Genomic DNA, 23,102 nt, shown 5'->3' with positions numbered 1-23,102 from the left:
CTCGATCGTATAAAAAGATTCATCCGAGATGTATTTTGCAAGATCTCAGCTAATTCTCGTTCCATTTATTCTTAGCTTATCAAGCTGTAATTTCTTATGGGATTCTAAAGTAGATCCGATGGTTGCAAGAATTCCTTCGGACGGAAAAACGATAGCAGTGCTTAGAATTTTGAATCCGTTATTTGGAACTAGAGATTCCTTCGACATAAGTACACAAGCAGACTGGCCGGCTACGATTTCTTCGCGAGAAGTGACAAATTCAGGGGAGATTCTTCGGATTCGTTCCGGACCTGTTCCAGCAAAATTTCAAATTCGCACAACTTTGGGAAAATCGGTCGATATCGAGCTCTTCAGTTTAGAAGGAGACTGGGATGACGATGGATTTCCGGATTCGGCAGAACTGAAATCGGAAACCGATCGGCAAGCCTTTCGAGATTGGTTTACAAGGATTGCACTGTCCCAATACCTAAAGGAAAATCCGTACTGGAATAGCGCGGAGCGAGATTGCAGCGGTCTCATCCGGTTCGCTTATAAAGAAACTTTAAAAGAACACGATTTGAATTGGCAGCAGAAGGTTGGAATCCAGCTGGATAAAAATTTACCCGACATTCGTGAATTTCATTATCCTGACATTCCAGTCGTCGGATCAAAGATATTCAGAACCGGGAATGGGAAGTTTAGCGCTTTCTCAGATGCCGAGAGCCTAGAGAAATTTCATACAAGTTTCGTCTCAAGAGAGATTTCTCAAGGATTACCTGCCGACATTTTATTCTTTCGGCACGATAACGGAATCCGTACGAATTTTCATTCAATGATTTTGATCGACGGAGATCGGGAAAATCCGCTTCTCCTTTATCATACCGGATCGGATCGGGGAATTAAATTAATTAGAGCGCTTGAATTAAATAAAAGTGATACGTTTTTTCCCGGATCAAAGAATCGGTCATTTTTAGGCGTATATCGATTCCGCATTTTAGAATAAGGTGAGTAGAATGAAAGGGTTTAAATATTTTTTTCCCGCGTTTGTAATTATTGCGTCGGTAGCGACTTATATTACCCTGCGCGCTCCGATATTCGGAAATCCGACGTTTTATCTGGGAACGGATCGAAGTTTCGGCGCAGGCGAAAATGCATACGTAAATCTGGAAGGAAACGGGCGCATTAGTTATGAATTTCGAGTGTATAAGATTGCGGACCCGAAGACATTCCTGACGAAGAAAGTTAAGGAACGATTGGTCCAGGAAGATAACGAGAATGCGTTCGGAAATCCTCTCGCGTTATTTTCCCGGACTCTCCGAAAATTTCAGAACGAATTTAGAAGCGTGGCGAGACGCGAATTTAATTCGAATACACGTTCGGAACTGAAGAAAGTATTCGGAGTAGATTACGAAGCTGCATATGAACAAAAACCGATAGCAGTTCCCGCGATCTTAAGCGACCAGGAATTGATTTCCTCATTCTCCGTGCCGACTGTTCCCTCATCTTGGGCTTACAGAAGAATTCCTGTACCTGTTCGAGACAACGGTGTCTATCTTGTGGAAGGAGTATCAGGTTCCAATCTTGCCTACACGATTCTCATAAAATCCGGAATCAATTTTTTGGTTAAGCAATCGGATTCGGAAACCTTATTATTCGTTGGACGTAAGGACACGGGTGAGCCCATACCCAATGCGGATCTGACTCTTTTCAGTTTGGAAACAGGAACTCCTTATCAAACTGCGAAAACCGATTCAGATGGGATTTATTTTTATAAAGGCAAAAGTCCAGTTAAGAGTCTCGTTCTTGCTTACAGGAACGGAGAGTTTGCCGTTTCGGATCCGGAATTTTATTCTAGTTCATTTTATGGAGAAGGAGGGGCCAGGGCGTTCTTGTACACCGATAGACCCGTATATCGACCCGGCGATAAGGTTTCTTTCAAAGGCATTTTACGAAATTTTACTTCCGATCAATACCGGACGTTATCGGGGACCGGGACTGTTTCAGTTAGATCGGGGCAAGGCGACGTACCCGTTCCAGCTATACCGGTTTCAATTTCCGCGGATTCGGGAACGTTTTCCGGAGAATTTCAGCTTCCCGAATCGGAGAATGTATTCCTAGGCAATTATTCGTTAATCTTACGATTTAAAGAAAAATCATTCCAAACGGAATTTTCCGTAGAGGCGTATAAAAAACCGACATTCCTTGTTACGGTAGCCGTTCCAAAATCCAATTATCTTCAAAAGGAAGAAATCGTCGCAAACGTTAAGGCTCGGTATTATTACGGGCAGGCGTTAACGGGAAAAGACGTTTCGTATCGCGTATTTCGTCGTCCTAAGTTCGATTACTCGCCGGTAGGAAAATTGAATTTTGACGCATCTGCAGATTACTTAGAGCAAGCCGGGCAAAGCGATCGTCAAGAACTGGTCTTGAATGGAAAAGGAAAGTTAGATTCTCAAGGCGGTTATCAAATAACATTTAAACCCGGTAAAATCGATAACGATTTTACATATTCGATTATAGCTTCCGTTCAATCCGAGGATATGACTTTAGATGGAGCGACGTCTTTTTCCGTTAATCGAAGCGCATTTTTTCTACGCATCGGTAAAGACAACTCCGTTTATGAACCGGGTAAGGAGGCCAAGCTACTTGTTAGTTTGATTCCCTTTGATAGATCGCTTGCGGATGAAAATAAAAAATCGGTCGTAGGCGGTAAGAAAATAGAACTTACTCTTTACAATCGGGAGATTCGTTTCTCGGCCGAGGGTGGTCGTACGAAAATTTCCAAGCGATCCGTAACGACGTCCCAATTGGGAATTGCGGAAACGACGTTTGTAATCCCCCAAAGAGGACAATACATCGTTGCCGCAGAAAGCACCGATATCGACGGAAATATTACAAAATCGGAAACTTTCTTTTGGGCTTCTTCCGTTTCCGATTCGATAGAAATTCCGTTTAAAGATATTACCCTAAAACCGGGAAAGGATCTTTATTCAACGGGCGAAACGGCAGAAATTCTGGTGCTGACGCCGATCTCGAACGGCCACATAGTTTTAACTGTCGAGGGCAATCGGATTTTCAAAAAAGACGTGATCCGAATGAAAGGAAACGCCTTAAAGTATTCGGTGAAAATAACATCCGATATGAGCCCGAACTTTACGTTGTCTGCCGTTCAGTTTTCCGGAAACGATGTTTATAAAAGTCAAGTTCGGGTTGCCGCGCCTCCCGAGGAAAAATTTCTAAAAGTCGAACTTTCCACCGGAAGCAAGGTTTATCGTCCCGGGGATAAGGCTGAAATCCGAATAAAAACGACCGCCCTAGGTGGAAGAGGAGTTCCTGCTGAGCTTTCTATTGCAGTGGTAGACGAAGCGATTTATCAGATTAAAGAGGAAAAAACGCCGAATATCGGGACGTTCTTCTATCATCCGAGAAGAAATAACGTTCAAACTTCCCTAGCTTCGTCCTATAAATTTTTCGGATACTCGGAGAACAAGAGGCTGAAGTTGGCGCTTGGAAAGAAAGGAGAATCAGGATATTCCTCCATTAAGAACGAAGAGCAGGTAAGGGATAAATTTAAAGATACAGGTTTTTGGAACGCCAAAGTCCGAACCGCATCCGATGGTACCGCGATCGTAACGTTTGTTCTTCCGGATAACTTAACTTCATGGCGAATTACTGCGATTGCAGTCACCCCCGATACAAAAGTCGGTAGAGGTCAAACCGGCTTTGTTACCAGAAAAGATCTAATGCTCTTGAGCGGTATGCCGCGCTATATTTTAAAAGGAGAAACTCAAAAAGTTTCCGCGACTGTCTCGAATCAATCCGGCAAGAAACTTCCGATTAAGGTTTCGGTTAAAACCGAGGGAGCAAAAATCATCGGATCCTCGGAAACCGATATTACTCTTGAACCGAGGCAAAATCGATCTGTCCAATTTCAGTTACAAGCATTACAAGATCCTAAAATAAAATCCGCAAAAATCATTCTGACAGCTGTAGGGGGCGGGTATTCGGATTCCCTTCGATCCGAAATTCAACTAAAAACATGGGGCCTACGGAGAACAGTATCGGACTCTCTTGGAATGTCCGAAGGAGACGGCACAGGTTCGTTGAAGGTAGAGGCTCCGAAAGAGCTGGCGGATCCAAGATTAGAAGTTCGCGTAAGTCCCGCTGTCTTACCTGCGTTGCGACAGTCCTTGGAATACTTGGCCGACTATCCTTACGGATGCGTAGAACAAACGATGAGCCGTTTTTACCCCCTACTATCCGTTCAAAAAGCAGGGTTTATCAATGAACGATTACGACGAGAATTACCTAAAATGCTGGAAGCCGGCTTGAAGAGAGTGGGGGAACTCCAGAGAACCGACGGTGGATTCGGCTGGTTTGAAGGAATGGAAGAAAGCGATATTCGAATGTCCGCGTACGTTTATCGCGGCTTAGCGATTAGTCAAAAGAATGGAACTAAAATTCAAACGAGCATTCTTTATAGGGCCAAAAATTTCCTTTATGCTGCTCTGGATAGCGGTTCTTTGAATCCGAATGTAAAAGCCTATGTTATCGCATCCCTTAGCGAAACGGGCAATTTGGAAGATTCCATTGTGGACGGACTATTAAAATCCGCCGCTCAACTTAACGCTTATGGAAAAGCGAATCTTGCCTTAACCCTAGTTAATAAAGGTAGAAAGGCGGAGGCATCTAATTGGTATAAGAAAGCCATAGAAGAAAGCGGATTTGCGAAGAAGCCTTTCGTTAAATTTACTTCCTATGGACGCGAGCCTAATTGGGAATCGGACAGAATCGAGACAATTGCGACTCTTTTAAGAGTTGGACTTTTACTGGGCGAATCTTCCGAATCGACAGCCAACTTGGCTTCTTCCCTCTTGTCTAATCGAATCGATTTGGCTTGGAATAATTCTAGAGATACGTCTGCAGCCGTTTTGGCCCTTTCGGAATTTATGGCTTCCGTTCGCGATTCCGAATCTCCAGCAACGCTGGAAATTATTATGAACGGGGCTTCTTTGAAAACTTTCAGTGTGTCTGCAAAGGCCGATGCAACAGAGGCTTTTCGAATTCCGATCGCTCCGGAGCTCGTTCGTTCCGGGGAAAACAGAATCGAAATTAAGAAGAAAGACGGGCCGGTTCTCTACGCTACCGCCTCCCTGTATTTTACCGATCGATCCAAAAAGATCTCGTCTTATTCGAACGGGATCAAAGTAAAGAGAAACTATCTTAAAGTTACGCCGGATTCGGGAGGGAAAGGGATCGCAGTTTCCGACACGAGAAATTTTCAGCCCGGCGATTTAGTTTTAGTAGAGCTAAAGGTGGAAAAGGAAGGAAACGCTGATTCTTATTTTTTGGTGGAGGACGTCCTGCTACCGGGATTTTCGTTTTTGCAAAGGGACGCCGAATATTTGTCCGGCGATAGAAAAGTCGAATACCAAGGCAGACAAATTTACGACGACAGGGCGGTCTTTTTTGTAGCCGGTCCTAAACGAGAATTCACGGTTCGATATTTTCTTCGAGCCGAAGTTGAAGGAAAATACAAGACCATTCCCGCTCGCGCCTCTTTAATGTATTATCCTGAAGTAATGGGAGCGACTTCCGACGATGAAATTACAGTTCGCTAATATAATTGCCGTTCCCATTCTTCTCTTTGTCGGAGTCCATTTCCTATCCGCGGAATCGGTAAGTATAGAATCTCCGAATGGAGGTTTCACGACCGAACGGATCCAAAAAATTTCGGGGTCGGTCGCCGGAACTTCCGCGGATAGAGGAACGTTAGTTTTGAACGGAATTCCCCAAACAATTCGTTTAACCGGTGGACGATTTTCATTAAACGCCGTTGTTGCTCCGGGAAATAATTTAATCGAAGTAAAAGTCGGTAAAGCTTCGGATAAGGTATCCTTCTTTGCCAAAGTACCTTCGCGAGATATCAAAGTTGTTTTAACTTGGGACACTCAAACCGATGTGGATTTGTGGGTGATCGATCCTACCGGGGAGAAGTGTTTTTTTTCCCATCCTTCCACAAAATCCGGCGGTAATTTAGATGTGGACGTCGTGGATGGTTTTGGTCCCGAAACTTTCACTATGTCCAAGGCGCTACCGGGAAATTACTCGGTTCAAGTTCAGTATTACAGCGCTTATGATAAACCTGTCACGAGAGTCAACGTCTATGTAGTTCTCTATGAAGGAAAGCCTAATGAAAAGAGAATGCAATATCAGTTCGTCATGACTCGGTCCCAACAGGTGTACCATCTGACGAACTTTGAGATCGAGCCGGAGCCGTAAATTGCCGAATTTAGTCAATTATACCGAAAGAAAAATCGGCCGTTTCGGAATGGCTCTTTGGATCGTACTCGTCATCTGCCCTGGAAAGGATTTTTTCGCTTCGGCACAATCCGCACCGAGAACTCCTTTCCATTTTTTGAATGAAGATGTTCGAGATTTTGAATCCTCCAACGGAACGACAGCCGTTTTGATCGCCGAAATGGAAACCGGAAAGTTAATTTATTTTTATCGACCGGAAATCGCTATAGAACGAAAATTTCCGCCGGGGTCTCTGGTTAAGACTTTTTCTGCGCTCGTTTTTTTAAAATACAAAGAACGTTTTTCCTTTCTCCCGCAAAAAACGATTTCTTGCAACGGCCGTTTTTATCCAACCGGAGTTTTCGCTCCGAATAAATTCGATCTTAAAACATTAAATTTACCTAAAGATGATTCCGGAAAGGAATATATAAGATGTTCGATCGCTAACGGTCACGGAGAAGTCGATCTTGAAAAGGGGTTAGTGCAATCCTGTAATGTCTATTTCCTTGCGAATGCGGCTAAGGATCCCGATTTTCTTTATTCTAAGCTTCAAGAAGACTGGGGTTTAAGTGAATCTGCGAAAGCAAGGTTGGAACCGTATATAGAGCCTATCGGTAAATTGGAATCGAGTCCGAGTCCTTTACGAAAAATTCTAACCTCCATCGGAGAAGGGGGGATTGCAGTCTCTCCTCTTAAAGTCAGTCAATTATATTCAGCTATATGGTCCAAAGGCCCGATCTTATCCCCGTTTTGGAGAACAGAACAGTCGATCGTTAAAATTATGGATAATCGATTTGCCCCGAAAGATTTGCGATTAATCGGAACCTTACTTTCGAACGTTCCCGAATCGGGTACTTTGAAGGGTTTGAAAATGGATGGGAAATCCGATTTGGAAATTATAGGGGCGAAGACCGGCTCGGGAACGAAATACGGTCATAAATTCGAGACCCACGGCTGGATTACTCTGGCATTTAAATGGAAAGGGAAAGCGTACATTCTCACCGCCTTTGTGGAAAAAGGTTCGGGTGGAAAGCAGGCTAAGATTCTAGTGCAAAATCTATTAAATAAAATCGGAAGAAAAGAAATAAGTCCGACTGAACGAAACGAAATCTTTCGGAGGAAAATATGAAGAAACTTCTGAGTAAATGTGCGGCAATCGTTCGAGATTCATTTCGAAAATTTTCTTATCCGCAAACATCGGCTGTTTCATGGAAATGGAAAATTTTCGGCGATCCTTTCGTAGGAATTCCTGCCGTAATCGGAATTTGCCTACTGACATTCGGCGCATATATGACGATGAAAGGAAGACATTCTATTGATTCTTCAATCAATGATCCTGCATTTTTAATCTCAAAAGATGCAGATTTGATCATAGAAGTTTTTCGACCAGAAACGGTTATGAACGAGATTGCTCAAACGAATTTAGGAAAGCAATTTTCGGAAGACGGAACATTCCAAAAAATATTAACGCTTCCCGAACTCAGAAAAGTAAGCTCAGTGCTTTATTTATTGGAGGCAAAAACGGGAGTTTTAACGGAGCCTTCCCGACTAGCCTCTCTTTTTGACGGTCCTTTAGCGGTCGCACTGTTTCCAAAATCAAAATGGTTGTTAATAGGCAAGGCTAGTTTAAAATCCAAATTGGGAGTCAGTTTACTCACTGCGTTTAACGGTGAGACGATCGTTTCCTCCGGGAAACCGGACAAGGAAGAAATAAAAGCGAATGAAACTCAAGGGGAGGAATCCTCTTACGGTTACGCCGGAGGAAGTCAAGTCACGCATTCCGCCGACGATTTCGTCGACCAGTTTGCCGCCGGTTCGGAAACATTCGGAAATATTGAAGCGTTTCGATATGAGTTCGGAACCGGGAAGGTTTACGTCGCGATTTTGGGCGACTTTATTATTCTTACGAATTCGGATGATGTGCTCGATGAATCCTTGAGTCTAGCCGGCTCCGCGAAAAACTCTTCGATCGTCAACGCCAAGGGCTTTAGAGCCCTGCGAGAGGAATCCGGAAAAACTGAAGATAACAAAATTCTCCTTTATATCGGTCCGAATTCCATGTTCGCACCTTTGACCCGGCCTTTCTTTAATGATTCCGGCGCGGGTTTATTACTCGGATGGAAAGACGGACAAAATTTGGCGGGAAGCTTATATCGCATCGGCGGTAATCAATCGGTTTCAAAAGACCGGAAAATCGCAAATCCGAGTCTGGGAAAAATTCTCCCAAAAGACGCGAATCTCGTTTTATATTCGGACGAGTTGAAATCTTCGGATCTATGGACGTCTCTATCGTCACTCAACGAGGACTGGGCGGACTTTAGCCAGGCTTGGGAAGGATTTGCAAAGAAGGCCGATATACAAGCTGCGAAATTTTTCGGCGAGTCTCCGGGTATCTCTATAAGCTTTCATGGCTTTGAGAATCATCAGGGAATGATTTATCCTAGATTCGGAATCGGACTGCCTGGGACAATTAAAGACGATCGTCTTTTAAGAGCTTTCTTTAAAGTCGGAAATCTTTCGAAATCGAATTTTCAAGAAGTGCCTTTGGAATCCTATTCCATTAAGAACGGTGGATTTTATAATCCTACTACAGCTAAACTAGGAAATTGGACTTTTTTTGCTTCGGATCGAAGAAGCGTAGAAGAAGCGATTTCTTCATCGAAGGGCAATCGGCCTAACCAAACGGACGTACTTTCCGTTACCGAAACAGAAGAATTGAAGGAATATCCGCATCATCTAACGATCAACGTCCCGGCCATTCTTACAGATTTACGGACCTTCTACGTGTACGGCTCGAAAGACGCTTCGGAATATTCGATTAAAACCGTTGATCGGGACATTCAACCGTTTCTGGATAAATTTTCCGTGTTTGATAGGGTGATTCTCTCTTTCGGGAATGGGCCGGAGGACGGTTCTTGGGGAAAAATGAAAGTGTTAAATCGTTAGATTTAAGTCTCGAAACGAATTCTACGGAGAATATTCTTTCCTATTCATTAAGAATATTGCATATACTTTTTCCCACTTTCCATCGGGGGTTTCGATTTCCAGGAGTTTTCGAAAGCCCTTTTCCGTTTCTTTTTTTAATAGCCAGGCGCCCCACCGGCGCGCTTTCTGATAAGCAATTTTTCTGTCCTTTATAGAGCCTTGAGTTAAGGATTTATTCAGTTCTTTTTGAAATATCCTCCATCTTTCCGGAAAAACTAGATTCGATGGAGCTGATCGCTCGCTATTTATGGGGTAAAGTGTTTCACAATACGATTCTTCCAACCAGTGAGAATCGTTTTTCCCGCTGACGGGCAGGAGAAAATGGCAAATCTCATGTTGAATCGTCTTTTCTAAAATTCCTCGGCCATCCAATAGGTTCGGTCTCTGAAAATAAAGTATCCGGCGATCTTGTGAACAATAGCCGGCAGAATACTTTGGCTGCCCCGAATAAACTTGAAAAATTGTAGGGGTTCCGGCGACGAAAATCGAAGCTTCATTCGGCCTTCTAACATTCAGACGATCCAATTCTTTACGAAGAGTTTCCATAAATAATTCCGAAAATTTCCGCAATACGCTTCCCGCTTCTCTATTATCGATCGAACTGTCCCCAGTTAGGTAGATGAAAGTAAACTCTTCGCTGCGTATACGGATCGGTTCGGTTAGGATCGGATAGGAACAGATTAGTAAAATCAATAACAGAATGGTAAATCGTTTTTCGCCGGCGTTCACTGGAGGATCTCCAACTGCGTCCCTGGATAATAAAAATTTAATATCTCTTGAGACGTAGCCCCTTTCATAGCCATTTCTCTCGCTCCGTATTGACAGAGTCCGAGACCGTGACCCAACCCTTTCCCACGAAATAAAAACCCGTTCGGACTTGAATCGATGATAAACGAATTACTCTTAATACGATTCCATCCAAAACGTTTCCCTGCACGGGATAAGAATTCGGAAACTTCGATTTTATGATTTCCATGATTGTCTATATAACTTAGTTCTGAAATTCTACTTTCCATCGGGACTATTTCCACCGATTGCAAGTCCTTACTATCGAGCAATTTCGCTAAGTCGGCTCGTTGAATGACGGTTTCCCAACGAAAATGCGGGGAGTTCCTGCATAGATCCTCCGATCCTCTCCAACGATCAGGACCCGACCTATAAAAGTGATTCCTCTTCGGGAAATCTTTCCAAAGGACTGAAGGATGTGTGAGATTACCTCCGCAGGTCGAATGGAAAAAAGCTTCTAGCGGTTTATCAACTGCAATCTTCAAAAGTAATCGCTCCTTGGAGCGATTTAAATTAGTGGATTGCGCGGATCCTGAAAAATGTAAACAGTGCGTAAGGTCGCAAAGATCGAAGGCCTCTCGCCTATGTCTTCCTAAATTCGCTACGGCATAGGAGCGAATCACGGTTTCAGCGACTCGAGTATATTCGGTTTTCCAGTCGGGAGAAACGGAACGTTTTTGCTTCGTGTGAATTAATTCCCCGAATTCGGATTCCAAAACCGTTCGAACATATGTTTCCGTCGGAAGAGTAAGAATAAAATTTAAAGCACCGGATTTTGCGAATATTTCAAAGTCGCCTTCGTACTTTCTTTTATTTGGATCGTTCGATAGAAAGATTTCATAGCTTCCTCCCGATATTCCTAGAAAATCAGTTTTATACTTTTCATTACCGATTACGACGGTTATTTTTTCGGCTTCCGCTTTTACTAGCAAATCGGCATTTATAGGTCCCGATCTTTTTTGATCGATGTCTATTCGGGCGTTTTTTACGGCGATGCGAACGCTTGTCGGGGAACTTTTACCGAGAACTCCGATTCGAAGTCTGGTTGGGGGATTCGTCGCAAAGACCGAACTAAAACATAAAATCGAGATCGAAAAAGCGATTCGAAGCATTTCATTTCACTTAATGATGATTGCTTTAGGAAATGTGGGGCAAGCGGATACGCATTGTCCGCAGCCTACGCAATCCGATGAGAAGGTCGGCTTATTCGACTTAAACTTGACCACGTTCGGAATCGGACATGATAACGCGCACGCGTCGCAAGTTTTCTCCCCCGTCCTTGCATTGATGCAGTGTTGAAACCAACCATTCGCTTTTCCGAATTTAGGATCTTCTTTTTTTTTGTAGGGTAGTAATGCGCCGGTTTCGCAAGCAGCAATGCAAGGATAATCTTTGCAAAGCATACACGCATTTAAATTCACATCCATTCTAGGCAGATGCTTGCCGCGGGCATCGTCCATTACCGGAAATAAAACGGAGTACGGGCAAGCGTAAATGCAATCTCCGCAACCTGTGCATTTGGATAAGAAGCGCTTAGCCGTTTTGTCCACACCCGGAGGATACTGTAAATTTCGGAAGGCTTTAAACTTCTTTCGTTTCGGTAACCTAGTTTGAGGAAGAGCGATTTTTTCCTGCTTAGGCGTTAAACCTTTTTTGTTAAGAGAAGGCGGTGAATCGGCGGGAGATTTTTCTTTCGTTTTTTGTTCCTGGATAACGTGTTTCCAGGCATCCGCAATTTCGTCGGCGCTTTCTTCTACCGCAGCAATCGCCTTAGAAAAGCTTTTGCGGAAGAAGTCCTTACGGTTCATTCTTCCCGAATCCTTTCGATATGAGCTCCTAAGGAACGAAGTCTAGTATCGATTTCTTGAAAGCCTCGATCAACCTGTACAATATTATGGATAAAGCTGGTTCCTTCCGCACATAAGGCGGCTATGATCATAGCCATTCCTGCTCGGATATCCGGACTCGCTACTTTCTGACCATACAATCTAGAATGTCCGATCACGATTGCTCGGTGCGGATCGCAGAGTATGATTTGCGCTCCCATTGAAATGATATTATCCACGAAGAAGAGTCGGGACTCGAACATCTTTTCATGAATTAAAACCGTTCCTTTGCATTGGGTTGCGGTAACGAGAGCGACGGAAGTCATATCCGCGGGAAATCCCGGCCACGGGGAATCATCTATCTTAGGAGTGGCGCCGTGATAATCGGGAATAATTTCCATTTGCTGATCCGAAGGAACTAATATCCCTCCGTCTTGCGGACGAACTTCGATTCCTAACCGCGAATACACCATTCTAATCATTCGAATATCTTCGAGATCTACGTCGGGAATAAAGATTTCTCCGCCGGTAACGGCGGCTAAACTGATAAAACTACCGACTTCCAGATAGTCGGAGCCGATTCGATGCGGTTCGGTCGGTGCAACAAGGGACGTCACCCCTTCGATCGTTAAAATATTTGAACCGATTCCGGAGATTTTTGCACCGGCGGCATTTAAGAATTTGCATAACTGCTGCACATGAGGTTCACTAGCTGCATGACGTATGATAGTCGTTCCGTCGGCCAATGCGGCGGCCATAACAGCGTTCTCGGTAGCCGTTACGGATGCTTCGTCTAAAAGAATATCCGTTCCACGTAGTCGATCGGCTTTGATTTCATACCCATCCGGAAAAACTTCGATCGAGGCGCCTAATGCCTGAAGTGCGAGAAGATGAGTATCCATTCGTCTTCGACCGATTTTATCGCCGCCTGGACGAGGTAAAAAAACTCTTCCAGTGCTAGCAAGAATCGGTCCTGCGAGAGTTACGGCGCCTCTGAGTTTTGAACAAAGTTCGTAAGGAAGATCCGACTTAATATTCCCTTTATTTCGAAATAAGAAAGTTCCTTCTCCTAGATCTTCTATTTCGAGTCCGAGATGTCTAAGAACTTCTAAAAGCATGAGAACGTCGGTTATCAGGGGAATATTCCGGATGGTGACTTCTCCGGGGGTCATGCATATTGCGCCTAAAATAGGAAGAGCCTCGTTCTTATTCCCTTGCGGGGAGACCGTTCCGTGGAGCGGATTTTTACCTGTAATTTTAAAATAAGAGGAACTCATTCGACTACCGACTTTTCAGATAGACTGCCGACCCGCCCCGTTCCGGCAAGCATTTCCGAAAAACCGATTTGCGTAGAGAGAAGATGAGCAAAAGAAATCGGTTCGTAACGATAGGCCGGAACCAAGAATCGATCTGTACGGTCGAAATCGGTTGACGTCAGTCTATTTTTTTCCGAAGAACGTTGGTATCCATGAATTCGTTTTTAAACAACTTTCGAAATTTTCAAAAGACCCGCTGGTTCGACCTTTTCTGTTATCTTTGGACCTCTGTCTTTGCCTTTTTAGCCTTTGCTCCGTTTTATCTAAGTCATTTTGTTTGGATCGCTCCGTTCGGACTTTTTTGGATCGCGCATAAGTATGCGGGACGATACAAGTTATTGCTTTTGCACGGAATTCTGTTCGGTGTTTTCTTCTATGTCGTAGCTTTTCACTGGATTTTCCATATGGCGCAAGTCTTCGGGAATTTTCCGGCTCCGTTGGCGGCTTTAATCTTGATTCTTGCCGGAGTTCTTTTCGGGGCGAAATTTCCGATATTCCTATTGTCCTACGCGTTCTTGACGAAGAAAATCGGAAGGCATAGCGTTTGGGTTGCGGGATTTTGCGGATTGGCCGCCGATATGCTCGGTCCTCAATTGTTTCCTTGGTATTGGGGAAATCTGGCTGCCGGGAATATTCTTCTCGCGCAAACCGTAGAGATAGCCAGCGTTTACGGATTAAGTTTTCTTGTTTTCGTAATTTCCTACACTCTCTTTGAAACGAATCTATTCCATTTACCTGAAATAATAAGATCCAAGGAAAAATCTTTGCACTTCGCGAAGTTTTGGGCCATCCCGTTCGGTCTATTTCTTTTATTTTGGATAGTCGGGATTTCCTTATACTTCAAATGGAAGGACGTGAAACCGAGCAAGACTCTCGAAGTATTGGTGGTTCAACCGGATGCGCCGATGAGCATTCGCGACGATCGGGGTCGTTCTCCGTTGCAAGTTATCGAAGAATTAATGGAGCGAATGGATACGCTTGTCGACGAGGCGGTTCGCAAAGCCGGGAAAAAACCCGATCTAATCGTTCTACCCGAAGCCGGAATTCCGTATTTTTCCGCAAATAAAACTCCGATAACCGAATTAAATCGGATGTATTGGTATCGATTCGAAGCATTGATGATCGCGTTTGCAAATCGATACAAAGCGAATGTTCTTTTTAACGAAATAGACGCGAAGTATAAGACGGTAAGTTCGGGAAAGGAATACTTGCGATATTATAATAATAACGTAATATATGACCCGAATGGAAATCGAAGAGAGGCGTATCAAAAGCAGTATTTGGTTCTTTTCGGAGAAACAATGCCTTTTGAGTTTATGTACGATCTCAGCCCTCAAACCGGGAAATTCGAACCGGGAGAATCGTTCAAATTATTGCCTTACTATTCCGGTATCGGAACGCTCCCGGCAATGCCGGCCCCGATTTACTGGAAGGATACCGAAGAATTGAACGCCGAGGCCACGAGGCGTTACTACGAATCCACTCGGATCGAATTAAAGGAGACCGGTTCGATTCTTCCCTTGATCTGCTATGAAGTGATTGTTCCTGAATTCGTTCGGAAGTTTAGACATTCCGGAAATCCCGAATTTATTGCGAATCTTACGAATGATAAGTGGTACGGCACGACCACTGAAAGCGATCAACATTTCGAATTGGGAAGATTAAGGTCGATAGAATGGAGAAGATGGTTAGTCCGATCCACGAATTCGGGTATTTCAGGATTTGTGGATCATCTTGGTCGGTTTCTTCCCGGAAAATCGACAGGCTTAATGAGGGCGGAGACTACCTGGGAACAAGTGGCGGTTTTCGATTCTCAACCAGGCTTTTATGTTACCTACGGGAACTTGGTTCCTTGGTTGATGTTAATTCTTACTGGAATCTATTACGGGACCTTATTAGTTTCTTCAGGAAAGAAGAATCAGTAATATTACAGAAAAGCTACGGTGGACCTGGACTACCGTGGCTTCTACGATTCAATGACTTGTAGATTTCCTCGATTCGAAGGAATTTTACGGATTAATTAAATAGTAGGAAAAGATACCGTTGAAGCGATGATCTTTGGGCAAATGTCCGAAGCCGTCCGGTGGAACAGGGCATTCGAGCTTCGCTTCCGCTAAATAATAAAGTTGATACGGCTTTGCAAAAAATAGGCGTACGAAGAATCGTAACACTGACGAGATGTTCGATAGTACGTTTATTTTCCCGACAGTTTCCTTTCTTTGAACTAAAAGCGAACAAGAGCCGCTTTCGTTCATGTAAAATTTCTCCTGAACGGGAAGTAGATAATCCGAAAACGGTTCGGTTTCGGATTCCAAAATTTCGGATTTATGCACCTTGGCCGAGAAAAGTAATTTTCCCCCTGCATCGACGGCGCTTATAGTTCGGATTTCTTTATCAGGAAAAGTTTCATTCCCTATAAAGCCGCCGGTATATAATTTTTCACCTTCGCTATTCTGCGCCCTAAATAATTCCCATCTCCGACTATATTTATAAACTTCGTAGTTGGTGAGGAGATGTTCCATACCGCCTCGTCCATCTAAAGGTATTTTTTCGCCGTTAAGAATGATATACCCCCAGGTCGGGACGAAGGAAAAAGCCATGTCGGCCTGGACAAATCGATTTTTTTCAGGCAAATTTATTTTTCCTCCGGATAGAGAAACTGCCTTCCACCATCCTGTCTTGTAAGAAAGGAAGAGCTGAGTGTCTCCAATTTGCATGCGAATCTCCGGCCCTTCTCCTCCTTTTGCAACGGAATTATCGCCGATTTCTAGTTCGATTGCTCCGGGCTCCGCTTTTAGATCGTCCTTTGAAAACTCTTTTGTGAAAAACCTGGTCCCGTTCTCCTTATTATAGACTACCAAACTAATACCGCTATTTCGAGTTCCAGGACCGAGATTACTAACTAAGAAAGTCGCAAAAATATAAAGATGATCGTTCGTAAAAGAATAATTCCAAGCTTGAAAATATCCTTCTTGCGGATACGGATGATATGCCATTTCTCCTTTGCTAGTCTTTCTCGCTCGCAATGCTTTGTCTTCGCTGCTGATTTCACTGGAAAAGAGAAATCCTAACGTAAGTAAAATAACAGACGTTCTTATATATTTTGGAAAGAAAATTCCGTCGGAGAAAAACATGGGTTCCAATTCCTAATCCTTTTTTCTCCGGAGGCAAGTACTTCTTTCACGAATCGCTAAAGAAAATTTATAAAATACTAAGTGATCGTCCGTATAAATAAATCAAGCCTGCGACAATTCTATTTCTTCTAATTCCGAATCGGAGATTTGAACGCAGGAATCCTCATAAATATCGCTGAGACAGCGAATCGAAAATACCGGATGGTCCGTTACATTCTGTCCCGATAGTTCCTCTCGTTCTTGCCGAATTCCGTCGATATGAATCCAAGAATCAAATTCGCTTTTACCTTCGGAAGATATTCGAGCAAAGACTAAGAATTCATATTTACCGAATTTTTTGAAAAAAATTTCCGTGGTATCCGGGTCGGATTCCACCAATCGTTTTCGAAACGAAGTCGGATTGATCTTTTCGGGCCCCTTGATCGAATCATAGTATCGATTTAGGGTTTTAACGATTTTAAGAAATGCCTCCTTCTCTTTTTCCAGTTTCATCCATTTCAATTCGTGATCGATCGATTTAGTTCTTTTCAGTCTCATCAGTTACCTCGTATATCCCGGGTAAAGAGGCCTTGATGTTGCGTAAAAACTTGGAAGAAAAAAAGGACCCGATCGGATATTTCCCGTTCTTAGAGATGCGCGTTTTGAATCGGGATTTTCAAAAAAATCGGTTATAGGTTTTTTTACGGAAAAAAGACAAGAAATTCCTGTTTGAAACGACTTAGAGCAGGATCCTTTTTGGGAGGGGTTGCTATGAATTCTATCGATGACGACACATTTGATTTTGGATTTTTTCCATTTTGGATCATCTTCTTACCTTTTTCCGCGAAATAATTAAAAAAAACCAAGGAATTTTCTGAAGAGACAACTATTGTTTATGAGGAAAAAAAATCACCTTGGTGTCCTTGGATAAAATTTATCGAAGAGAGCGGAATAAGATCCTTGCTTGGGTAAGGTCGAAAGTTTCCGACCCGGAAGAGGCGGAAGATCTGTTACAAGAATCCTTCCTGATCGCGGTGGCGGAGATAGATTCGAACGGGTCCATCGAATACCTTTTGGCGTACATATACGCGGTTCTTCGTAATAAAGTCGGAGACTGGTATCGTAAAAAGAAAACCAGAAGGTATCTTGGCCCTCAGCTGGAAAGCGAATTCGATATCGAAGGAGCGATTCCTGAGCAAAGGATAGGACCTGAACGGGAATTTTATCAAAAACTGGTTTTAGAAGAACTTTCTCTTGCCGTTGAAGAACTTCCTGCCGAGCAAAAATCGGTTTTTATCGCAAATGTTTTAGAAGGAAAAACTTTTCGAAAAATCTCCGAGGAAACCGGCGTCCCGGAAGGAACGCTTTCGGCCAGAAAGGCATACGCAAAGGAATTTCTATCCAAACGGTTGAAAGCGCTAAAGTCACTTTTCCTCGAAGAATTTTAATAAGGAAAAAATTATGAACCATTCATGTTCGCGAAGATCTAGAACTGGCAGAATTTTTGCTTGGATACTTTTTATCCCGCTATTCTTTTTTGCCGCTGCAGCCGTCGTTTGGCAATTATGGAACTGGCTTTTACCCGATCTATTTGCCTGGAAACAGATTACCTATTGGCAAGCTTTAGGAATATTCGTTTTATCTCATTTACTTTTTAAAGGCGGGCATGGCCTCGGAGGCGGTCGCCACAAACGGTATTGGAAGCGTCGGATGAAACGTAGAATGCAACAGTCTATGGATAACCAATCTAGAACGACTAGAGGGGAATGAAATGAAGGAGCTGCGGATGGGTTTTTCGAAATTCCTTCCGTGGCTCCCGACCGATACTCGATCGAATATCTTCGTTCAATTTTGCGCAGCGTAAGAAAAATATGAAGCGGCAATCGTATGCTCCTTTGCAGCGTTCGAGACCCGGCCGATTGATCGGTTGGAAAAAGAACGATTCTTCATTGCAGGACGAATGAAAATCGTTTTTCACGGTCTCAATAAAGCGTACGTCGTTCGTCGGGAAGAGTGCCGTGTCTGAAGTCTTTCAGTGGCGGCCTGCCTGGAAAAGGCGGTTCGTCTCGTCCAGCTTTGCGGATAGAGATTGCCAAAAAAGGGAAACTCAAAAAATGTACCCATACCGCCATGGACACGGAATTATTGAGCCTGTTCTGGATCGAAAAGATCAAGCTCAGCCAATATACAATCCAAATCGTCAAGAATCTGAGCGACGTTCAGCTTGACCACCCGGACACATTGGGTGAAACCGTCCGTCGCTACCTAAATTCGATGGTGGCGTCCGATTTTCTCTTCCGATTATCCCTTCCAGTCTCTATCGGAATCAGTTCGATTCTTCCTATTCCTCGCCAACAAGAGTCTGAAATTGAAAAGGATTTGGTAAGAGTCAGGGATTTATTCGGTTCTCCACCCTTGCCGCCCGGATTAAAAGATATTATTGTCACTTCCGCAGAAGGTCTATATTTCGATGAATGCAATCCGAGTCTCCAGTCGGTTTTTGAGCGTTGGAAAAGGATCCTTATGAGGCTGGAAAAAACCATTCATAATGTGTCTCAAAAAGATTCCTTGAAGTATCGATATTTCTCGGTCCTTGGGATCGTTTCGTTGCCTGTCGCTATTAATTATTTCGGGACTCAGAACCTATATTATCTGAGAAACGGAATCTTAAAAATTAAAGAGAATCCTTCTTTCCCCAAGTCCTAAGGACGGAGAGAATGGACACCAAGCCTAAACTGTAATTTATCTACACAATACAAGGAGAACCCAATGGCTAAGATCAAGGTGAAAACTCCCTTAGTGGAGCTGGACGGGGACGAGATGACCCGCATCATCTGGAAAGAGATCAAGGATCGTTTCATTCATCCCTATCTCGACATCGAACTGGACTATTACGACTTAGGTGTCGAATACAGGGACAAAACAGAAGACAAGGTTACCGTTGATTCAGCCAATGCCATTCTTAAATACGGGGTGGGCGTAAAGTGCGCAACCATCACACCCAACCAAGATCGCGTAAAAGAATACAATTTAAAGAAAGAATGGAAATCTCCGAACGGGACTATTCGTTCCATTTTAGACGGGACCGTTTTTCGGAAACCGATCATCGTCAATAATATCCCTTCCGCAATCAGATCCTGGAAGAAACCCATCGTAGTCGGCAGGCATGCGTTCGGAGATTTATACAAAGACACCGAACTTTATATTCCCGAGGCGGGAAAAGTAGAGATAGTCTTTACTACCAAAGACGGTAAGGAAAAAGAAAGAGTTCTTATCAATGATTTCGACGGTCCCGGCGTCATTATGGGACAATTCAATTTGGATAAGTCTATCGAGAGTTTTGCACAGGCTTGCTTCAATTACGCGATTTCCGAAAAAATCAATATATGGTTTGCGACCAAGGATACCATTTCCAAGAAATATCACGCTAGGTTTAGAACGATCTTCGACCAAGTATCTCACAAGAGAGCGGACGAACTCAAAAAAGCCGGAATCGAATATTCTTATTTCCTAATCGATGATGCGGTCGCTCAAATCGTTAAAAACGAAGGGGGAATGCTCTGGGCGTTAATGAACTATGACGGCGACGTAATGTCGGATATGGTCGCATCCGGTTTCGGATCACTAGGCTTAATGACTTCAGTGCTAGTGTCTCCCGACGGAAAATTCGAGTATGAAGCCGCTCATGGAACTGTGACTCGCCACTACCGCAAATACCAAAAAGGTGAGAGTACTTCCACAAATTCGGTCGCGTCTATTTTTGCCTGGACCGGAGCCCTTGAAAAAAGAGGAGAATTGGACGGCACTCCGGATGTAGTCAATTTTGCGAGAAAATTGGAGAAGGCGGTGATCGACACTATAGAAGGCGGAGAAATGACGAAAGATCTTACCCTCTTAGCGACGAGTCCGAATCCGAAAGAATTGGATACCTTCAAGTTCATGGAGGCGATCCAAAAACGCCTTTAGGAATTTTTGGGATCGTTTTTCCCGTGAAACTTAAAAGAAATATCAGAAGGAGTCTGTACGGACTCCTTCTTTTTTTGCTAGTAGTCGGATCTTTGCCTGCTCAAAAAATTCAGCTTCCAAAAGAACCCACATCACCTACAGAACCCGGTCTCGATGTCCGAGGAGAATCAAAAGGAAATCCCGCCACTTCGAACCCCGCCGAAGGACCGAAGGTCAAAGGCTACTTTTGCGACGGGAGGACGATTGTCGGAACTTGGAAGTCGGCGCCGAAGGAATTCGCATTTAAACATAAACGGGAGAACGTAGTTTATTCAAAAACTTTGAAATACGACGATGTTTCTCGGATTCTGATCAAAAGCTGGAAACTTTTACCCGGAAAACCGAACGCTCAGGGCACGCCATTTAGGGTCGAGCCTTGGGAAGTTCAATATAGAACGAAGGGAAACGAAATCTTCGAACGAACCGGCGACTTAAAAAAGGAGTTCTCGGAAATCAAAATCGAAAACGAGTTAGGGGAAGCAACTCTGTACTTCTATTGGATGGATTTGCAATACGAAGATAAAAACTGGTATTCGAAGCTTCCGAAGCTGGAAGGGGATATTCGCAAGGAATGTTTTCCGGATGTGTTAGTGGGATTAGAATTCCTTACTTCTTAACTATGGTTTATAAATTTTATTATTTGATCAGGATCGTACGGTTTCATAAGAATCTTAACCCCTCAAGGTATTTTTGTCATAGCGAGTTCCGCTTCGTTAGAAGCCGTTATGATCCCCAGTCTTAACTCCGAGAGTCCCGGAATCCCTCGTATTTTTTTGCAGAGCTCGTCCCCGTCCATATTAGGCATATACATGTCGGTTAAAAGAACTCCGTATTGATGCGGGTTTTCGGAAAGTAAACGGAGGGCATGTTCTCCCGAAATTGCCGTCTGTACTTTAATACCGCGGGCTTCCAATAATCTTCTAAAAAGAACTAAATTTAATTCCGAATCGTCAACCAATAAGGAGATTTTTAGATCGGACTCTTTCGGAAATTTAATTTGCTTAACCGTGTTTTGCCGTTCTAACTTTAGATCTTTCAAAATGACGGCGAGTGTTTCCTTGAAGGAAATTAAATCCGAGTTTTTTTCTAAAAATCCGTTGGCGCCGACGTCATGCGCCTTAATTCGGTTCGCATCATTATATTCGGAGGTAACGAAGAGAATTCGAGCATTGAACGATGCGAACGGCTTTTCGTTTATTCTTTCCGTTCGGATTTTTTTACAGAGATCAAAACCGGTTCCGTCCTGGAAATGTACTCCTAAAGTGATAAGGTCAAATTTTTCTGAATATGCGATTTTGGCTGATTCGTCAAGGCTCGAGGTCTCCACGACTTGAAAGTCAGGATCCGCAAATTCGGATACGATTACTTTTCGAGCGACTCTTCCGGAATCGACTACCATGATTTTGAATTTGATCGTTTCCACGTCGTATTAAAGGGAAAGAAATTTCCTCCCGTATATATGATGGACGATTGAAATTCGGGTTCTTCAAGAAAAAAGGTCTAAGCGCTCACGAAAAGTCAGCTGTGAATAAGGCGAAATGGCATTAAAAGAATACTCTTTACTTTAGAATCTCTTTATAAGATCGGATCGCATCCAATATGCCTTCGTATATCGATTCAGGCCCTGTATAAGAAACGCCTTCTAAATCCTGCCAAATTGGTCCTTTTGAGATTTCTTCCCCCAAATTTAGATAGAAAATCGGCTGTCCTTTTCTTCCCCAAGGATCTTCTACAGGGAGTAAAGTTAAGGAGCCGAATCCGGAAAAAATAAGTCGATATTCGTCGGATCGATAGGAGAACTTATAAGATTTAGGCCAATCGCTTTCGCTCGTTTCTTTCCAAATGAAATATGGGGAAAGTTCCCGAACGGTCGCTAGTGTGGAATTTTTCCTGAATGTCATAGGATCGCTGGATTCGATTTTCAATTCGAGTTTAGCTCGATTCCAAATTTCGTCGAGTAGCTCGAGAGGTGTTTCTGAGAATTTCTTTCCTTGCTTGGCGAGTTCTTCTTCGATGAAGTTGATCCTATTCTTAAATTTCAAATTCGTTCGGGTAAGGGCCGACTCGGAAGATATGCCGAGCTTTCTCGCAAGATTGACGATGCTAAAGAAAAAGTCTCCTAATTCGTCTTCAATCCGAACTTGATTGGCCGAAATTTCCGGCGTCGCTTTGATCTCCGTGAGAAACTCGTCGAGTTCCTCGCGTAGTTTTTCTTCTACTCCTTTTAGATCAGGCCAATCAAAGCCGGCCTTGGCCGCTTTCTTCTGGAGTTTTTCCGCTTTTAGCAAGGAAGGAAACGTGTCCGGTACACCGCTGAGAACGGATGATTTCTTATCGAATACGTTATTTCCGTTTTTTCCTCTCGATTGCTTTTCTTTTTCCTTTAAGCTGTCCCAATTTGCGACGACCTCATCGGCAGACTTGAATCTAGAATTTTCAGGATCGAAAACATGCGGATGTCTTAAAACGAGTTTTTCGGAAACATCGTTTGCAACGTCTTCCAAGGTAAAGGCTCCTCTCTCTGAAGCGATTTGCGCATGGAGAACGATTTGGAATAGGAGATCTCCCAATTCTTCCTTTACGTGCTCGTCATTCTCGCTAAGAAGCGCGTCTACAACCTCGTGAGATTCTTCTAAAATGTAAGGCACTAAAGTGAGATGAGTTTGTTCTCGGTCCCAGGGACATCCGTCCGGACTTCTAAGTCTTGCCGTTATGTCGCGGAGATACGCGACAGCATTCGGAAAATCATTCGGATTCGGGGCTTTCATACTAGTCAAGCTTCGATAGTTTAT

At 43.5% G+C, this 23,102-nt stretch carries 19 protein-coding genes; 11 read left to right on the top strand and 8 right to left on the bottom strand.

Annotation, left to right across the window (positions count from 1 at the left end; translation table 11 throughout):
- Nucleotides 1-28: 28 nt before the first annotated feature.
- Genes LEP1GSC058_RS12940 through LEP1GSC058_RS12920 form a run of 5 tightly spaced genes read left to right on the top strand, consistent with a single transcriptional unit; the run spans nucleotide 29 to nucleotide 9,225 of the window.
- On the top strand, nucleotides 29-982 hold the full coding sequence (locus tag LEP1GSC058_RS12940) for a DUF1175 family protein (protein WP_051133797.1): 954 nt from the start codon (nucleotides 29-31) through the stop codon (nucleotides 980-982).
- A gap of 10 nt (nucleotides 983-992) precedes the next feature.
- Nucleotides 993-5,600 (top strand): alpha-2-macroglobulin family protein, encoded by a 4,608-nt coding sequence (locus tag LEP1GSC058_RS12935; RefSeq protein ID WP_016550393.1) that lies wholly within the window; start codon nucleotides 993-995, stop codon nucleotides 5,598-5,600.
- The gene (locus tag LEP1GSC058_RS12930) at nucleotides 5,581-6,261 is read left to right on the top strand and encodes a YfaP family protein (RefSeq protein WP_016549886.1); all 681 of its coding nucleotides are present in this window, start codon (nucleotides 5,581-5,583) and stop codon (nucleotides 6,259-6,261) included. The genes LEP1GSC058_RS12935 and LEP1GSC058_RS12930 overlap by 20 nt, the downstream gene beginning before the upstream one ends.
- A gap of 1 nt (nucleotide 6,262) precedes the next feature.
- Nucleotides 6,263-7,408: a penicillin-binding transpeptidase domain-containing protein gene (locus tag LEP1GSC058_RS12925; RefSeq protein WP_016550652.1), complete on the top strand. Its 1,146-nt coding sequence runs from the start codon at nucleotides 6,263-6,265 to the stop codon at nucleotides 7,406-7,408.
- Nucleotides 7,405-9,225, top strand: a complete 1,821-nt coding sequence (locus LEP1GSC058_RS12920; protein ID WP_016549878.1) for a hypothetical protein — start codon at nucleotides 7,405-7,407, stop codon at nucleotides 9,223-9,225. The genes LEP1GSC058_RS12925 and LEP1GSC058_RS12920 overlap by 4 nt, the downstream gene beginning before the upstream one ends.
- Before the next feature lie 21 nt (nucleotides 9,226-9,246).
- Here LEP1GSC058_RS12920 and LEP1GSC058_RS12915 read toward each other — a convergent pair whose 3' ends face one another.
- Genes LEP1GSC058_RS12915 through murA form a run of 4 tightly spaced genes read right to left on the bottom strand, consistent with a single transcriptional unit; the run spans nucleotide 9,247 to nucleotide 13,153 of the window.
- Nucleotides 9,247-9,993, bottom strand: a complete 747-nt coding sequence (locus LEP1GSC058_RS12915) for a hypothetical protein (protein ID WP_016551007.1) — start codon at nucleotides 9,991-9,993, stop codon at nucleotides 9,247-9,249.
- A complete protein-coding gene (locus LEP1GSC058_RS12910) occupies nucleotides 9,990-11,162 on the bottom strand; it encodes a SpoIID/LytB domain-containing protein (protein WP_016549692.1) in 1,173 nt (390 codons plus the stop codon). Before LEP1GSC058_RS12910 ends, LEP1GSC058_RS12915 begins: the two co-directional genes overlap by 4 nt.
- A gap of 6 nt (nucleotides 11,163-11,168) precedes the next feature.
- Nucleotides 11,169-11,858, bottom strand: a complete 690-nt coding sequence (locus LEP1GSC058_RS12905) for a 4Fe-4S dicluster domain-containing protein (protein WP_016550190.1) — start codon at nucleotides 11,856-11,858, stop codon at nucleotides 11,169-11,171.
- Nucleotides 11,855-13,153, bottom strand: a complete 1,299-nt coding sequence (murA, locus tag LEP1GSC058_RS12900; protein WP_016550110.1) for a UDP-N-acetylglucosamine 1-carboxyvinyltransferase — start codon at nucleotides 13,151-13,153, stop codon at nucleotides 11,855-11,857. Before murA ends, LEP1GSC058_RS12905 begins: the two co-directional genes overlap by 4 nt.
- 191 nt (nucleotides 13,154-13,344) lie before the next feature.
- On the opposite strand from murA, the gene lnt reads away from it, so the two are divergent.
- Complete coding sequence (gene lnt / locus LEP1GSC058_RS12895) at nucleotides 13,345-15,117, top strand: apolipoprotein N-acyltransferase (protein ID WP_016549843.1); 1,773 nt, start codon at nucleotides 13,345-13,347, stop codon at nucleotides 15,115-15,117.
- 84 nt (nucleotides 15,118-15,201) lie between these two features.
- Here lnt and LEP1GSC058_RS12890 read toward each other — a convergent pair whose 3' ends face one another.
- Entirely contained in the window at nucleotides 15,202-16,326 is a 1,125-nt protein-coding gene (locus LEP1GSC058_RS12890) for a hypothetical protein (RefSeq protein WP_016550378.1), read from the bottom strand.
- A 102-nt stretch (nucleotides 16,327-16,428) separates the two neighbouring features.
- Nucleotides 16,429-16,863, bottom strand: coding sequence for an LIC_13246 family protein (locus tag LEP1GSC058_RS12885; protein ID WP_016550349.1), 435 nt, complete (start codon nucleotides 16,861-16,863; stop codon nucleotides 16,429-16,431).
- 356 nt (nucleotides 16,864-17,219) lie between these two features.
- On the opposite strand from LEP1GSC058_RS12885, the gene LEP1GSC058_RS12880 reads away from it, so the two are divergent.
- From LEP1GSC058_RS12880 to LEP1GSC058_RS12860, 5 genes are all read left to right on the top strand, one after another.
- A complete protein-coding gene (locus LEP1GSC058_RS12880) occupies nucleotides 17,220-17,753 on the top strand; it encodes an RNA polymerase sigma factor (protein WP_016550117.1) in 534 nt (177 codons plus the stop codon).
- 13 nt (nucleotides 17,754-17,766) lie between these two features.
- Nucleotides 17,767-18,075 (top strand): hypothetical protein, encoded by a 309-nt coding sequence (locus LEP1GSC058_RS12875; protein ID WP_016549868.1) that lies wholly within the window; start codon nucleotides 17,767-17,769, stop codon nucleotides 18,073-18,075.
- Between the two features lie 360 nt (nucleotides 18,076-18,435).
- On the top strand, nucleotides 18,436-19,011 hold the full coding sequence (locus tag LEP1GSC058_RS12870; RefSeq protein ID WP_016549403.1) for a hypothetical protein: 576 nt from the start codon (nucleotides 18,436-18,438) through the stop codon (nucleotides 19,009-19,011).
- Nucleotides 19,012-19,074: 63 nt separating this feature from the next.
- On the top strand, nucleotides 19,075-20,271 hold the full coding sequence (locus LEP1GSC058_RS12865; protein ID WP_016550611.1) for an NADP-dependent isocitrate dehydrogenase: 1,197 nt from the start codon (nucleotides 19,075-19,077) through the stop codon (nucleotides 20,269-20,271).
- Nucleotides 20,272-20,294: 23 nt separating this feature from the next.
- On the top strand, nucleotides 20,295-20,927 hold the full coding sequence (locus LEP1GSC058_RS12860) for a hypothetical protein (protein ID WP_016549842.1): 633 nt from the start codon (nucleotides 20,295-20,297) through the stop codon (nucleotides 20,925-20,927).
- 62 nt (nucleotides 20,928-20,989) lie between these two features.
- On the opposite strand, the gene LEP1GSC058_RS12855 is transcribed toward LEP1GSC058_RS12860, so the two are convergent.
- Nucleotides 20,990-21,733: a response regulator gene (locus LEP1GSC058_RS12855; protein WP_016549497.1), complete on the bottom strand. Its 744-nt coding sequence runs from the start codon at nucleotides 21,731-21,733 to the stop codon at nucleotides 20,990-20,992.
- Between the two features lie 136 nt (nucleotides 21,734-21,869).
- Nucleotides 21,870-23,078: a nucleoside triphosphate pyrophosphohydrolase gene (gene mazG / locus LEP1GSC058_RS12850; RefSeq protein WP_016550498.1), complete on the bottom strand. Its 1,209-nt coding sequence runs from the start codon at nucleotides 23,076-23,078 to the stop codon at nucleotides 21,870-21,872.
- Between the last annotated feature and the right edge of the window lie 24 nt (nucleotides 23,079-23,102).

Origin of the sequence: Leptospira fainei serovar Hurstbridge str. BUT 6, from assembly GCF_000306235.2 — a bacterium.
GTDB classification, from domain to species: Bacteria; Spirochaetota; Leptospiria; order Leptospirales; family Leptospiraceae; genus Leptospira_B; species Leptospira_B fainei.
Note: the sequence above shows the minus strand (reverse complement) of the source record. Positions and strands in the feature narration are given on the sequence as shown.